Source organism: Acidobacteriota bacterium (assembly GCA_028874215.1).
Taxonomy (GTDB): Bacteria; Acidobacteriota; UBA6911; order RPQK01; family JAJDTT01; genus JAJDTT01.
On sequence record JAPPLF010000039.1, the window covers coordinates 61,205 to 74,859 of the forward strand.

The following is a 13,655-nucleotide window of genomic DNA, read 5'->3' on the forward strand; positions in this document are numbered from 1 at the left end:
TTGGGGGAGGCGGAAAGCCCCCCTTCACGCTATTCCGTGGTAACGCGGAAGAGTGGGGGACTAACCGTCCCCCCTCCTGTCGCTCGCTGGTACACTACGGGGCAACCGCCTGTCTCGGAGAAACGTGATGAAACAAGCTCTACAATTCCTTGTCCCCTTGTGTTCGCTGTGGCTGGCCGCCTGCAATGTGCCGGTCACCAACGGCCCCTCCCAGTCCGATCCTCCGGAACGCGGGCCTCGCGTTCAGCCGGGCACTGCCATGGGGATCTATGCGCCCGAGCAGCACGACCTGTACGACGGCCGATTCATCATCTCGGGAAGCCGCATCTACCAGGTCGGCACGCTGAACGACGAGAGCCCGTGGGACCACATGGGAAATGACGGGACCAATCTGCGGCCGGTGGAGGGCACCGTCGAGTTCGACGTGGACGAGATCAACAACACGGGGACCTTCCGCGCCGATCTCCAACTCCCCGAAGGCCGCTACGTCATCGACCTGGAAGAGTTCAAGGAGTTCTCACCCTGCCAGGACGGCGGCATCGCATCGTGGCTGTTCGAGCACGGCGATTCCGGTTGCGGCGACGCCAATTGGCCCAAGAGCATTCTCTACGTGGCCGGTTGGGGGATCGGCTCCGCCACCCTGAACGGAGAGCCGCTCTACCAGGACTACCAGATCCACTTCATGGTCACCCAGGGCATGCGCGACCGGAACCTGGTGGTTCGCTTTCCTCTTGAAGGGAAGAGTTCGGAGGCGGGCGCCGTCAACCCGGCCCTCCAGCAGTTGGATTTCTACATCCGGAGTCCCGAGACCAACGAGGCCAACCATCCCCAGCGGGAGGTGTTCGACCACTTCTTCGCCATGGAGGTCACCTGGAAATAGCCTCGCCGACGGCTCCGCATGCGGCCGCTGACCGCTGATTCATCATGTCGCGAAAGAGATGAGATTCGCATTACTCCTTGTCTTTTTTCTTCCTCCGGTGTTGGCCTCCGGGCAGACCGTCGAGCAGGTGGGTGCGATCCTCGAACTGCCGGTTCAATCTCCCGAGATCGTCGAATTTCAGTTGCGCCAGTACCTGATGAAACGGGTGCCGCCGCTGCCTACTCCGCAGAACGCCCGGGAATGGGAGATCGAAGCTCGGACCATTAGAGAACGGGTACTGGAAGACGTGATCTTCCGCGGTTGGCCTTCCGACTGGGTGGAAGCGGAGCCCAAATTTGAAGATTTGGGAATCATCGCCTCGGGGAAGGGCTACCGGCTACGCGGGCTTCGCTACGAGATCATCCCCGGTTTCCAGACGACGGCCCTCCTCTACGAGCCGGAGAGCCTGACCGGAAAGGTCCCGGCCATCGTCAACGTGAACGGCCACACGCCCGTCGGAAACGCCACCGGTTACAAGCAGATCCGGTGCATCAACTACGCACTGCGAGGCATGCTGGCCCTGAGCCTGGAATGGTTCAACTGCGGGGAACTGCACCTTCCCGGGAACGACCATTGGTACGGCGGCCACATGAATCTGGCCGGCATGAGCGCTACCGGACTGTTCTACCTGGCCATGCGCAAGGGCTTGGACTACCTGGAGCGCCACCCCCATGTCGACGGGCGCCGCCTGGGGGTCACGGGCCTGTCGGGGGGAGCCTGGCAGACCGGAGTCTTGAGCGGACTGGATGAACGGGTTGCCGCCGCCGCACCGGTCTCCGGGTATTTCGCCTTCCTCTCGGCCATCGAGCGGAATGCCGACGTGGGGGACATGGAGTACAACCCGCCCGACCTGGGCATCGACTACGCTCATCTCACCGCCCTGCGGGCGCCGCGCCCCACCCTGCTGATGTTCTCGGCCGAGGACAACTACTACGTGGGCCGGGCGGTTCTCACCAAGCCCTATCTCTACGACCAGATCATGCCATTCTTCGCGCTGTTCGGAAGAGAGGAGGCCTTCGAATGGCACGAGAACACCGACCCGGGAACGCACAACTACGAGTTGGACAATCGCCAACAGTCCTACCGCTTTTTCAGCCGCCATTTCGGGCTGCCGGCGCAGCCGGAGGAGATCCCGGTGGACGCGGAGGTCAAGACCGCCCGGGAGCTGCATCTGGGAATCCCGGAGGACAATCTCACCATCCTGGGTCTGGCGCGAAAGCTTGCCGCTGAGATCGAACATGAGGATCCACCCGGCAACCCGGGGAGGAGACGAGCCTGGGCCGGACGCAAGAGAGAACGGCTCCGGGAACTGGTGCGTTATCGCTCACGGAGAGTCGAACACCCCTGGGGCGTGGCCAACACCAAGAAGAGGGGGCTTGAGAGTGTTTCCTACCGTCTCCAATTCGACAACGGGCTCAGCGCCTCGGCAATCTGGCTGAAGGCGATTGCCAGCCCGCCCGATGCGCCTGCAACCATCGTTCTGAATGACCGAGGCTATGCGGCAGCGGGGTCACAGGTCTCCGGTCTCTTGAATCAAGGTGGCCAGGTCCTGGCGTTGGACCTGATCTTCTCGGGCAACGCCGCTCCAGAAGGCCCGTTGAGGCCCGAGGGTTCACGGGCCAACGACCCTGCCCTCAACCAGCTCTTGGAGGAAAGTAAGAATAAATCGATGGCCTCCTGGATGGTCAGCCGGCCTCCTTCGGCTCTGTACGGACAACTGCTGGCCCCCCTGGGAGAGCGTCCGCTCGGCATCAGGGCCGCCCAACTGGTGGCCACGACCCGCTGGCTGGAGGAGACGACAGGAACCCGCCGCGTCCGTCTGGAGAGCAGCGGCATCCGCTGTCAGGTGGTCGCCTTGATCGCGGCGGCGCTGAAGCCCGAGTTGTTTTCGCAGGTTCGGATTCGCCAGGGGATGGACAGCCTGAGCCATTTGTACGAGGTTCCCGTCACCTATCAGCAGGCTCCCGGACTTTTTTGCCGGGACCTCTACAAGGAGTTCGACCTTGATCAGCTTGAGGCTTTGGCCGAATCCACGGAGATCTTTCGAGAGTGAAATGGGAGGGGATTGTTAACCCAGCGTCGGAGCGGCGGTTGTTAACCCCCGCGTCGGAGCGGTGGTTGTTAACCTCAGTGTCGGAGCGGCGGTTTCCAACCGCCGATTCTTGCAACAACATGGATGTCTCCGAGCCTATGGGGGAACAAGACTGTTCCCCCTCGTAGTGAAGAGTAAATCGGAGTCCGAGCAGTCCCTCTCGACAGCCACGGAGAGATACCAATGCGGCGCCTGATCTTTGGACTCTTCCTCTTGGCGCCCGGCCTGGCCTTGGCGCAGGACCGTCCCAACGTCATCCTGATCCTGACCGATGACCAGGGCTACGGCGACTTGGGCAGCCAGGGCAATCCCTTCATTCAGACGCCCCACCTCGACCGGTTCTACACGGAAAGCGTTCGCCTCACGGATTTCCATGTCGACCCGGTCTGCACACCGACCCGGGCGGCGTTGTTGACGGGCCGTTACTCCATTCGCACCGGAGCCTGGCGGACGGGGGCCGGGCGGGCCTTCCTGCGGCGGGACGAGGTCACCCTTGCCGATGTCTTTGCGGCGGGGGGCTATCGCACCGGCATGTTCGGAAAATGGCACCTTGGCGACAACTACCCCTACCGGCCGCACGACCGTGGGTTTCATGTGTCCGTGTGGCACCGCCACGGCGCCATCGGGATGTCGGGTGACGCCTGGGGGAACGACTACTTCGACGACATCTACAACCGGAACGGCGACCGCGAGCAATTCACCGGATACTGCACCGACGTCTTCTTCGACGAAGCCTTCAAGTTCATCGAGGCGAACCGGGGCCGGCCCTTTTTCGTCTATCTGTCGACCAACGCTCCGCACAATCCTTACATCGTGGCGGACCGGTACTCCGCTCCCTATCGGAGGATGGGACTGTCTGCCCCACTGGCCGAACTTCATGGGGATGGTCACCAACATCGACGAGAACGTGGGCCGGTTGCTGGGAAAACTGAAAGAGTGGGATCTGGAAGACGACACCATCCTGATCTTCATGACCGATAACGGCGCCCTTGGCGGCATCCGCATGGAAAAGGGAGATTCAGATGGTTTTCCTCTGGAGCCATGGAACCGCTTCGGGGCCAACCTGCGGGGACGAAAGGGATCGCCCTACGAAGGCGGCCACCGGGTCCCCTTTTTCATACGCTGGCCCCGTGGCGGGCTGGGTGGCGGTCAGGATGTGGAGGGGTTGACGTCCCACATCGACCTGATGCCGACGTTGATGGAGTCTTGCGGCGTGGCGAAGCCCGCGCCGGTGGAATTTGACGGAATCAGCCTGGCGCCGCTGCTCCGCGGGCAGGCCTCCGCCGCTGAACGCATACTGTTCGTCGAGCACCTGGGGGGCAGCTACTCGAGACCGACTTTCGAACTGATCCCTTACGGCATCTCCGCCGTCCTGACGTCCCGCTGGCGCCTGGTCTTCGGCAAGGAGCTTTACGACCTCACCCGCGACCCGATGCAGAGAACGGATGTTGCCGCCCAATATCCGGAGATTGTGAGGGAATTGAGGAAGGAACACGAGCGCTGGTTTTCCGACGTCACCCGGAGGATCTCCGAACCCTGCCGGATCGTGCTGGGCGACCCGGCGGAAAACCCCGTCCACCTGAATCTGCAGGACTGGTACATGCCCAAAGGGAATGCTCCCTGGTATCAGAGGCCGTTTGGTCCGTATGTGCATGTCAGCAGTGACCCGGCGCCCTACGTGAACGGGAAATGGATGGTGGAGGTCGCCCGGTCCGGCCGCTATGAGCTCACGCTTCGACAGCTACCCAGGGAGGCGGCCTTTGTGATCCCAGCCGTCGAGGCTCGGCTCCAGGTTGGTCAGGTGGACAAGACCAGGATGGTCCCTACGGGCGCCAAAGCGGTGAAGTTTACGGTGGAACTCGATGCCGGCCCGCAGTCTCTGCAGACGTGGTTCACGCAGGCCGGAGGTCGATCCCGCGGAGCTTTTTACGTTGAGGTCCGGCGGATGAATGACGCGGGCTGACGTGGCTTACGTAGTCAGATTTGTCCCCGCGAAACGGGGACAGTCCAGTTGACGCCCTGATCAGGACACCCCCGCGCCCAGCAGATAATCGATCTTGTCACTCAGCTTCTGGATCAGGTCCACGTCGGGATCGAACCCCACGTGGCGATACTGAATACGACCCTCCCTCCCGATAATCACGATCGTCGGGTACCCGGACACGCCGAAATCATCGCTCACCTCACGGTCTCGGACGACTGGAAAATCATATTCGTTATCTTTCATGAACCTGCGGACTTTGTCGTCGTTCGAGTCGACGCTGACGGCAAGAAAGGCAACTTCGGGCCGGTCTGACCATCGATCGACCGTGGCCTGGAACAGGGGAAGCTCCCGGAGACACGGTCCGCACCATGTGGCCCAGAAGTCAAGGACCACAACCTTGCCAAGAAGATCCGCTGATTTGACCCTTTCTCCACCCAGTGTCTCCAGATTGAATTCCGGAGCTTTACCGGAGGAAAGCCCGCGAGCCCGAATAATTGTCTCATCCAGACTGAGTGAAGTCGGCGCACCGATGGCGACGTCGCCTGCCGTCTCTTCCTGAATGACGTGGTCCAGAACATACTGGCGCAGACCCTCGGTTGAACCATGCACCTTGGCAAACAGGTTCTCCAACGGCTTCCGGGCGAAATCGTGCAGATAGTCAATCAGGGAGCTGGCGTAGTGCTTGAGTGCCTCCTGGTGCTGCCCTGTGGCTTCGTACGCGGCGGCAAGTTCAAAATGGATACGATCCCCCAGAGGATCCCACATGCCCACCACCGGGCGAAGCACCGCGATCGCCTCCCTGTGCCTCAGTTCCTTGTTGAGGACCTGGCCCAGTTCGTACGAAATATCGGCTCGCGCCAGACGTGAAATTTTTTCCAGAGACTCTCGGCGCGGTTTTCCTATGCTGCGAAGGAGGGTCCCGTGAACATGGTCCGGGTCTGCGAAATCGAGAGCCCTTCTGAAAAACCGAACGGCAAGCTCCACACGCCCCTCTTTCGCATAGTGACGAGCGACGTGCGTATAGGCGTTCGCATTCGGATATCCCGATTCCAGGAGTTCCTGCGCCAGTAGTCCTTCCTTCTGAGCCTCTCCCATCTTCCAGTAGAGGTCGAATAAGGCCCGGTAGGCGTAATTCCTGAGGGTCCGGTCATTTGGAGGCTCCTCTTTCAGCAGGCACTCCCGGGCGAAGGCGTCCGCCGCTTCTGGATCCGTTTTCACGTAGTGTTGCAGGAGGAAGCCGTGGACTCTCGTTACCAAGATATCTGAGGGGTAGTCCTCAATGTAACGATGCCAGAGCCGTGCTTTTTCGGTCGGGTCCTCCAGAGAATCTGCAATCTGGTAGAGGGCACGGGACCCCTCGTCGGGATCGTTTCTGAACCGCTCATAGATTTGCCGCAAGAAACCCGCGGCCTCGTCGGTTCGCCCGGCTTTCTTGTACGTGCGCAAGAGACCCCAATAGCCTTCGGCTTCATCCGGCAACTGCGAGATCATCTTCTGGTAGTTCTCGATCGCCTCATCGAAAGACCCAAGGTCTTCCAGTAATTGGCCCAGGCCCACGTAGCCCCAGGGGTAATGGGGATCCAACTCGATCGCCATTTCATATTGGGTTCTCTTCGTATCTCCTTCAGAGACTTCGCCGAGCAGGTAATGTAAAACGGCGCTGTTTGGAATTTCTCGGACCCGCCTTGCGTAATCTTGGCGCAGCCGTTCCCTATCGTCCGTGAGGCTGATGATCTCCCAATGCGCTTCGGTGTACTCCGGGTCGTGTTCGACCGCCTGCCGGTAAAGTTCCAGCATTCGATCAGCGTCATCATCCCGATCGAGAGACTTGGCCTCCTGATAGAGCTTTCGAGCGGTTTCCGGATCGGGAGTGGACGGGCCTTGGCACGATGAGCCGATGACAAGAAAAGAGCAGCAGAAAACCTGGATCAGTCTCATGGCAGACCTCCGTAGCAGGCTGTTGTGCCAGTCACGGGCGGGCGAATACCGGCAAGAAAGACAGCTATATCGAAACTAGCACCCTGGCCAGGGAGAAGAAACCGAAGGTGGGTCAGATCAGGTCGTCTACCTCAACGCCGAGCGCCTCCGCGCGTGCTTTGGCCTCGTAGCCACTGCCGACATAGTAGGGAGGCAGATCGTTGTTCTCACCGACTTCTATACATCGCTGCGCGAAGTAGTCCGCACGTTCCGGAAGTCCCGCGACGGCGTAGACGCGAGCCAACTGCCAGGTCCCGATTGAGATGTTCAATGGCGTGTGATCCTCAACCTGGGTCCAATGCCAGAAGGAGGCATGGGATACGTGAATCATCTCTTCAACTTCCTCGGAGCTAAGCTCCGGCTTACGCAGACACTCTCACGTCTTGTTGAAGCAGGAAGCGGCCAATCTGCGGTGATTCAGATTGTCTGATTGGTTGTCCATGTCGTCTCCAATGCATGGCGGTGAAGCGAACGCCTTTGCGGAAAAAGTGACTGTCCCCTTTTCGCCTGCCCCCTCACCTGTGGGCAGCATCCCTGGTTCCCACGACCAGCAATGTCCGTATTGGCAAGAGGAATTCTCCCCCCAACCGCTTGATATTCAAGGCCTCCAGGAATGAATCCGGGGCCCGCTGCAGACTGGCCCGGATCTCCGCTTCCGACTCAGCGCCAGAGGACCCAATCTCGCACCACCTGCCCACGGTCGTCCCCTGCGGCCGCTCCGACAATCCGTTCTTCAACACCTCCACCTTCAGCCCACTGTTCTCGAACATGGATTTCCACCTCGCGGCCGTGTAGCTCCGAATGTGGGTTGGATCGTGGAGAACTTCCAGTTTGTGGTTGAACTCGTCAATGTCAGCGTCTTCATGTCCTTCGAGATCGATGATCGCTACCCGCCCGCCGATCTTCGTGAGCCGAACCATTTCCGCCACCGCGCGGTCCACATCATCGAAATGGTGGGGGGCCAGCCGCGATACGACCAAGTCGAACTGGTCTCCCCGCAGGGGAATCGATTCAGCGTACGCCTCGACCGTCTCCACCTCGATCCCCCGCTGCGCCGCCAAGCGCCGAAAGGCGTCCAACATGCCGGGTGCAGGGTCAACTCCGACGAGTCTCCCGGCGCGGGTGGCAAAGGACAGCGCCAGGTGGCCGGCGCCACAAGCCATATCGCATACGGAGGCCCCGGCCTCCAGATTCACGAGCTGATGAAGAAGCCGGATCGTCGGACTCATGGAGTGGACTTCGCTGGTCGCGTAGTTGGCGGCGATCTTGTCGAAGCGCTCACTCGATTCGTTGGTCAGATAGCACACTCCCTCTGGAACCACCGATCTCGACCCAGCAGTCCATCAGGGCTGAGTCCGCTTGTCTCATAGTGAAGGTGACTGTCCTTCTCCGCCGGTTCGATTGGATTCCGTTTTCGGCGCGGCTCAGGATCGATTTTGATCCAAGAGAACAGCCAGCTTGGCAAAAACTTCGCTCACCACCCGGGGCGGCGCCTTCGATTCGAAACGGACCCGCCTGGCCCGCCAATCCAGGCTCTTGATCTGGTCGGCCAGAACAACGCCGGTGACGGCGCCGGCGACAGGAAGAACGACCTCGAAGGGGTAACCCTTGGCTCGGGAGGTGATGGAGCAGAATAGGGCGAGGCCGGTTTTCCGATTGTAGCTTCTCGGGCTCAGCGCCAGGGCCGGGCGGCGTCCGGCTTGTTCATGTCCGGCTTGAGGGTTGAAGGTCAGCCACACGATATCCCCGTTTCCGGGGACGTAGGACCTCTTTACCATGCTTCATTGCCTTGGGCGGGTCCGGTGTCCACCTCGGGATGCAGATTCTCCTCCGTCACGGTCGCCAGCATGTCGGCCAAGCTGTAGGTCTTCTTGCGCAGTATGACTTGGTTGCCGCGCGAGACCATCTCGACGGCGGTGCCCTCATGCACTCCCCACTGCTCGGCGATAGGCTTGGGGATGCGGACAGCCAAGCTGGACCCCCATTTGCAGATTCTTGATTGTGCACCCATGGACAGTCTCCTTTTGTATCTACAAAATATATCTTTTCCTGTGGCGCGATCAAGGCTCATCCAGGGGACGTCGAGTCGAATGGGGGTTGGGTTAGAGGACGCAGCCTCCTGGATGGCATCGCCGCCATTCGACTCTCCTTGGGGTTCGGGCGCCAACTCGGGGCGCGGGGATGCGTTGACTGTTTGGAGTCAGCGGGTAGGAGTAAAGAAGATGACTGTCACCGTTTCCCGTGCATTCCCCTTCTCCTGCCCGATCGCCTGGATTCAGCCGGCTTCGTTGCGGGGAGACAACACCAGCACCTCGTAGGTGGTGGGTTCGGATACCCGCTCCATGGTCACTCCGAAATTTTCCCGCAAGTATTCGAGGGCCACCTCCCAGCCATCGGAGAAGTCGACGGATATGTCCACCCTGCGGTGGAAGGGATTGTCCGCCGAGGCGCCCTTCCAATTCATTTCGACCTCGTCGAGAAGTTCGTTGTAGCCTTTGACTAGATCGTTGCGAGCCGCATTGGAGAGCATGTTTTGTATTGCCGAGAAGAGCGGAATCCCTGTGCCTCGCAAGTTCTTTCCATTGGTCCCAGTTGATTCACTCTGCGCCGCACTGATCGGAAAACCGGTTCCGTCCTGCGCAAAGATCCAGCGAGTCCTCGTTCCTTGCCGCTTATTCAGTTCGACATCAAAACTGAAGCGCTGGCCAAGACGCTTCACCCGCTCCACGGGATCCACGGTGATTCGGTGGGCAATCCTCGCCGAGTAGCGCTGTTCAGACAACGCCGAATCCCGAGTCTCCACGGGCATGTCTCCCAGAGTCTGAGCGATCGCCGTCAACGGGTTGCGGTGAAATTCGTAGCGCACGATTCCGCCGGTCCTGCTAGACGACATACCATGGTTTCCCTTGGTCGGATCGACCCAAGGGGGATGGACTACAATTTCCATCCCCTCCAAAGGCATGTAATGCACCCGATTGTGCCAAGGCCCAAAAAGAGCCACCGCCCTGCCGAACGGGTCTGCCCTCAACAATTTTTCGGGAACGGGCTGAACCGCATCATCGGCCACCTCAAAGATCCCGTCAGCCAGCGGCACATCGTAGTCCCGATAGTTCAACTCGTTGACCAAGTCCCATTCCTGCTGGCCCCGGTCCACATAAATGCGGGAGTAGTTGGGCAACCTGGTCTGCGCGTCGACTTCGATTTCAAACCGGATGTCCGACGGTGTCTTTCTGCCCAACGAGGAGCGTCGCCAGATCGAAAAAAGAACTGTCTGTCCCCGATCCTCCTGATCGATCTGATACGACAACGCCTCTAGTTTTTGCTGTTCGGGCAAGACCAGAGTCTTGCTGACCTTGTCCACGGACCATGCGCCTGGCCAGGGGAGGTTTTTCCGATAGAGGGCGCCCGCTATGTTCATGTAAACGGATTCGTCGTCGGAAAGAACCACCTGCCGCGACGGACCGGTATCCACCTCGGCGCGAAAAGAGTGCGGGGCCTGGAACCAGTGCTTCACCGGCACCCGCTCTCCGCTTTCCCCGAGAAACCAGCCCTCCGTGCGCACCGAAGAGAGTTTGCGCACTTCCTCGACCACATGCGCCCACGCCAGCGTGGATGTTCCACGCCAGAGTACGCCGACAAACAGGGCAGCCAGTGCAATACCGAGCGCCGACATCCAGGCCGGCCGCGGCAACGCCAGCCAGAATCCCGAACGCCGCGGTATTTCGACCTCCGAGCGAATCGCCTTCAGGATGCTGGCACGAGCCGCCGCCAGGAGATGGGGAGGTGGCTCCGACGCCCTGATGTCGGCACTCATTTCCAGGATGGTGCGTGCTGCCTCTACATCGCCGGCCGCTTCGGGGTGAGCGGCCAGATAGTCATCGAATTCCCGCGCGACTGCATTCGGCAACTCGCCCCGAACGTAGTCACTCAGTCTCCTCTCAAATTCAGTTTTGTTCATCGTTCTGGTCCTCTCAGACGGTGGCCATCCAAGCTCGGATTTTCTTCAGTGCCTTGTATTCGCTGGACCTTGCCGCACCCACGCTGCACCCCAGTTGCGCCGCAATTTCGGCGTAGGTACATCCCTCGAAGTTGCGCAGGGCGAAGACGGTGCGCTGGCGATCGGGCAATTCCGATGCCAAGTCGCGCACCCGGTCCAAGAGCACGCGACGCTCCACGTCTCTGTCGGCGTTGGAGTCCACCGCGGTGTCCTCTTCTATTCCCAACATCGCCCGCTGCCGGCGCCGCGCGTTGAAGGCGACGTTGGTCGCCACTCGACAGAGCCACGCCTTGGGATAGGCGATCACCTCGCCGCGGGTGCAAGCGGCGTGGAAGCGGAGGAAGGTCTCCTGGAAGATCTCCTGAGCCTGATCGGCGTTGGGGACGATCCTGTAGGCGACCTTGAGGACCAGCCGTCCGTAATCGTCTACGGCCTTGGCGCTGATATCGGCCGGTTTCTTCGTGAATAACCTCATATGGTTTGGCCGCCGGGAGTACGTCGAACCGGATCGTGCTCGCCCGCCCTTTTCCCTATATGACCCGCGAACCGCGATTTTGTGAACCCACAAAATCCGTCTGGACGACAAAGCATGGTTCGCCGGGGCGAAGAGTGGTGAAGGTGACAGTTCCCTGCTGGCGTGGCGAAGACAACTGCTGGAGCTTTGAACAACGTGTAAGCGAGAGTCTCAGCAGTGTCTTCGCCGATAAAGGACTTGCCGCATCGAACGGTATCACCGTACAATTGCGACATGGACACTCGCTCTGTCCGGCACCGAGGATTGCGTCGGCTGATCGAACAGAACAATCCTCGGTTCCTGCGGCAGAATCTGGTTGATCGCGTGCGCAAGATTTGACGGTACTGATCCTGGCCGAACACATCGACGGGCTTATTGCCGGCTCCCCGCCCGGCTGGCGTGTCCACCGGCTCTCAGGTAACCGACGGGATGAATGGAGCATTTCGGTTTCCGCAAATTGGCGGATCACATTTGAGGAAGAGGACGGCTACATTGACCGCTTGAACTTGGAGGATTACCACTGATGGCGACCCATGGAATCAAAGTGAACATGACCCCTTCCCATCCGGGCGACTTCATCCGTACAGAGGTCATCGAGGAGTTGGGTCTGACTGTGACGAAGGCGGCCCAGATCCTGGGAGTTCGCCGGGCGACGCTTTCGGATTTGCTCAACGGCAAGGCTGCGTTATCGCCGGAGATGGCCTTGCGAATCGAAAAGGCGTTTGACGTGAGCATGGATATGCTGCTGCGGATGCAGGCCTGGTACGACGCCTCGCAGATGCGTGCCCGTGCAAGCGAGATCACCGTCCAGCGCTATGTACCCGCCTGAACAACTGCCATTTTTCGGCGCGAACTGTAGGCGCCTCCACCCATCTTGGCGACTGCCCCCTGTTCTTGCTCTTTTCCCAACTGAACTCAGATGAGCGACACCACTGAGCACGTTCGACTGCGATTTCGACGGTTTGCGGAGGACGAGTGCGCTGGGTATTCTGCCGCCTACTTCCGGCTTTCCCACGCTGTCGCACAAGACGATTACCTGCCCAAGTTCATCCCCCTGATGCCGGACCAACAGCCCAACCTGTTCTTCGCGTCGGTGCAATACCTGACCGGTGCGACAGAAATGCCGATGAGCCGCTCGGAACTGCATCGCTTCGTCAGGGAGCATGAAATCGAGATCTTCCAGCTCATGAGTTCGCGCCGAACGCAGACGAATGAGGTCGGCCGCTGTGCGATATTGCTGGCGGCAATGCCCGCAGGCCCTCTGGCACTGGTCGAGGTGGGCGCAAGCGCGGGATTGTGCCTGATGTTGGACAAGTACAGATACGACTACGGATCGTTTCAGATTGGTGACAGCGAGTCCCCAGTCCGTCTACGTTGTCGTTTGCGCGGGTACGTACGCCCCCGAATCATGATTCCACAGATTGTGTGGCGTTGTGGACTCGACACGGCCCCGGTCGATCTTGATGATCCTTCTGACGTCCGCTGGCTGCTGGCTTGCGTCTGGCCCGACCACCCCGCCCGGCGCGAACGATTGGCGGCGGCAATTGAAGTGGGAAGGCAACAGTCGCTATCTGTTCGTCACGGTGATCTGGTTGATGATTTGCCGAAGGTCCTGGATGAGGCGCCGACCGGCGCGACGCTGGTCGTATTCCATTCCGCGCTGTTTCCGTACGTGAGCCCTGAGCGGCGCCAATCCTTTGCCCGGATCATTACAAAATTCTCGCGACACCGGGACATTGTCTGGATATCGAACGAAGGCGCCCGGGGATCTCCACATATCTCATCATTTGCGCCGCCTCCGGCACCGCTTCAATTCTTACTGGGACGGTCCATCGCCCACGAGGGGATGCAGACCGCGAATATCCTCGGATTCGCGCACCCTCACGGCGCAGATTTGGAGTGGTTGGCGCATGGCGATGGCACCATGTAGACAAAGTCCGCAGGCAGAAGCCGACCGTAGTGATGAATGTGCCTGTCTCCTTCTCGCGAATGATCTCGTACCCGAGGGAAATAGCATGGTGACGAAACTGCGTGTACCGAACGTAGAAAACGAGCCTAAGGTCAAACCGGCTTGAAGGTACCGTTTGTTACCCCGAATGGCGGTGCAGTCTGTCTAATCTGAACTTCCAGAATGGAATCGACGTAATTCACTGATTATAAATCAGATAGGTC

12 protein-coding genes and 1 pseudogene are annotated in these 13,655 nt (G+C 59.9%); 6 read left to right on the forward strand and 7 right to left on the reverse strand.

Annotation, left to right across the window (positions count from 1 at the left end; genetic code table 11):
- Positions 1 to 127: 127 nt before the first annotated feature.
- The 3 genes and pseudogenes from OXT71_07240 (at position 128) to OXT71_07250 (ending at position 4,974) form a co-directional block, all read left to right on the forward strand.
- Positions 128 to 880, forward strand: coding sequence for a hypothetical protein (locus OXT71_07240; GenBank protein ID MDE2926174.1), 753 nt, complete (start codon positions 128 to 130; stop codon positions 878 to 880).
- Between the two features lie 58 nt (positions 881 to 938).
- On the forward strand, positions 939 to 2,972 hold the full coding sequence (locus tag OXT71_07245; protein ID MDE2926175.1) for an acetylxylan esterase: 2,034 nt from the start codon (positions 939 to 941) through the stop codon (positions 2,970 to 2,972).
- 222 nt (positions 2,973 to 3,194) lie between these two features.
- A pseudogene (locus tag OXT71_07250) lies at positions 3,195 to 4,974 on the forward strand (arylsulfatase).
- A 60-nt stretch (positions 4,975 to 5,034) separates the two neighbouring features.
- Here the strand turns inward: OXT71_07250 and OXT71_07255 are convergent.
- From OXT71_07255 to OXT71_07285, 7 genes are all read right to left on the reverse strand, one after another.
- Positions 5,035 to 6,933 carry a redoxin domain-containing protein gene (locus tag OXT71_07255; protein MDE2926176.1) on the reverse strand — a complete coding sequence of 633 codons (1,899 nt, stop codon included), beginning with the start codon at positions 6,931 to 6,933 and terminating at the stop codon, positions 5,035 to 5,037.
- 112 nt (positions 6,934 to 7,045) lie between these two features.
- Positions 7,046 to 7,303, reverse strand: a complete 258-nt coding sequence (locus OXT71_07260) for a hypothetical protein (GenBank protein ID MDE2926177.1) — start codon at positions 7,301 to 7,303, stop codon at positions 7,046 to 7,048.
- 184 nt (positions 7,304 to 7,487) lie between these two features.
- Complete coding sequence (locus OXT71_07265) at positions 7,488 to 8,294, reverse strand: methyltransferase domain-containing protein (protein ID MDE2926178.1); 807 nt, start codon at positions 8,292 to 8,294, stop codon at positions 7,488 to 7,490.
- A gap of 102 nt (positions 8,295 to 8,396) precedes the next feature.
- Positions 8,397 to 8,750, reverse strand: a complete 354-nt coding sequence (gene mazF, locus OXT71_07270) for an endoribonuclease MazF (GenBank protein ID MDE2926179.1) — start codon at positions 8,748 to 8,750, stop codon at positions 8,397 to 8,399.
- A complete protein-coding gene (locus tag OXT71_07275; protein MDE2926180.1) occupies positions 8,744 to 8,983 on the reverse strand; it encodes an AbrB/MazE/SpoVT family DNA-binding domain-containing protein in 240 nt (79 codons plus the stop codon). Before OXT71_07275 ends, mazF begins: the two co-directional genes overlap by 7 nt.
- 264 nt (positions 8,984 to 9,247) lie before the next feature.
- Positions 9,248 to 10,879: a hypothetical protein gene (locus tag OXT71_07280; GenBank protein MDE2926181.1), complete on the reverse strand. Its 1,632-nt coding sequence runs from the start codon at positions 10,877 to 10,879 to the stop codon at positions 9,248 to 9,250.
- Between the two features lie 64 nt (positions 10,880 to 10,943).
- A complete protein-coding gene (locus tag OXT71_07285; GenBank protein MDE2926182.1) occupies positions 10,944 to 11,444 on the reverse strand; it encodes a sigma-70 family RNA polymerase sigma factor in 501 nt (166 codons plus the stop codon).
- A 374-nt stretch (positions 11,445 to 11,818) separates the two neighbouring features.
- On the opposite strand from OXT71_07285, the gene OXT71_07290 reads away from it, so the two are divergent.
- The 3 genes from OXT71_07290 (at position 11,819) to OXT71_07300 (ending at position 13,413) form a co-directional block, all read left to right on the forward strand.
- Positions 11,819 to 12,007 (forward strand): type II toxin-antitoxin system RelE/ParE family toxin, encoded by a 189-nt coding sequence (locus tag OXT71_07290; GenBank protein MDE2926183.1) that lies wholly within the window; start codon positions 11,819 to 11,821, stop codon positions 12,005 to 12,007.
- Complete coding sequence (locus OXT71_07295) at positions 12,007 to 12,312, forward strand: HigA family addiction module antitoxin (GenBank protein MDE2926184.1); 306 nt, start codon at positions 12,007 to 12,009, stop codon at positions 12,310 to 12,312. The genes OXT71_07290 and OXT71_07295 overlap by 1 nt, the downstream gene beginning before the upstream one ends.
- A 90-nt stretch (positions 12,313 to 12,402) precedes the next feature.
- Complete coding sequence (locus OXT71_07300; GenBank protein MDE2926185.1) at positions 12,403 to 13,413, forward strand: DUF2332 domain-containing protein; 1,011 nt, start codon at positions 12,403 to 12,405, stop codon at positions 13,411 to 13,413.
- The last annotated feature ends 242 nt before the right edge of the window (positions 13,414 to 13,655 follow it).

What these genes read in the sequence shown, in the direction of transcription:
- OXT71_07300 (MDE2926185.1), top strand. Translation starts at nt 12,403, where the DNA reads ATGAGCGACACCACTGAGCACGTTCGACTGCGATTTCGACGGTTTGCG.
- OXT71_07275 (MDE2926180.1), bottom strand. Translation starts at nt 8,983, where the DNA reads ATGGGTGCACAATCAAGAATCTGCAAATGGGGGTCCAGCTTGGCTGTC.
- OXT71_07245 (MDE2926175.1), top strand. Translation starts at nt 939, where the DNA reads ATGAGATTCGCATTACTCCTTGTCTTTTTTCTTCCTCCGGTGTTGGCC.
- OXT71_07260 (MDE2926177.1), bottom strand. Translation starts at nt 7,303, where the DNA reads ATGATTCACGTATCCCATGCCTCCTTCTGGCATTGGACCCAGGTTGAG.
- mazF (MDE2926179.1), bottom strand. Translation starts at nt 8,750, where the DNA reads ATGGTAAAGAGGTCCTACGTCCCCGGAAACGGGGATATCGTGTGGCTG.
- OXT71_07240 (MDE2926174.1), top strand. Translation starts at nt 128, where the DNA reads ATGAAACAAGCTCTACAATTCCTTGTCCCCTTGTGTTCGCTGTGGCTG.
- OXT71_07255 (MDE2926176.1), bottom strand. Translation starts at nt 6,933, where the DNA reads ATGAGACTGATCCAGGTTTTCTGCTGCTCTTTTCTTGTCATCGGCTCA.
- OXT71_07295 (MDE2926184.1), top strand. Translation starts at nt 12,007, where the DNA reads ATGGCGACCCATGGAATCAAAGTGAACATGACCCCTTCCCATCCGGGC.
- OXT71_07285 (MDE2926182.1), bottom strand. Translation starts at nt 11,444, where the DNA reads ATGAGGTTATTCACGAAGAAACCGGCCGATATCAGCGCCAAGGCCGTA.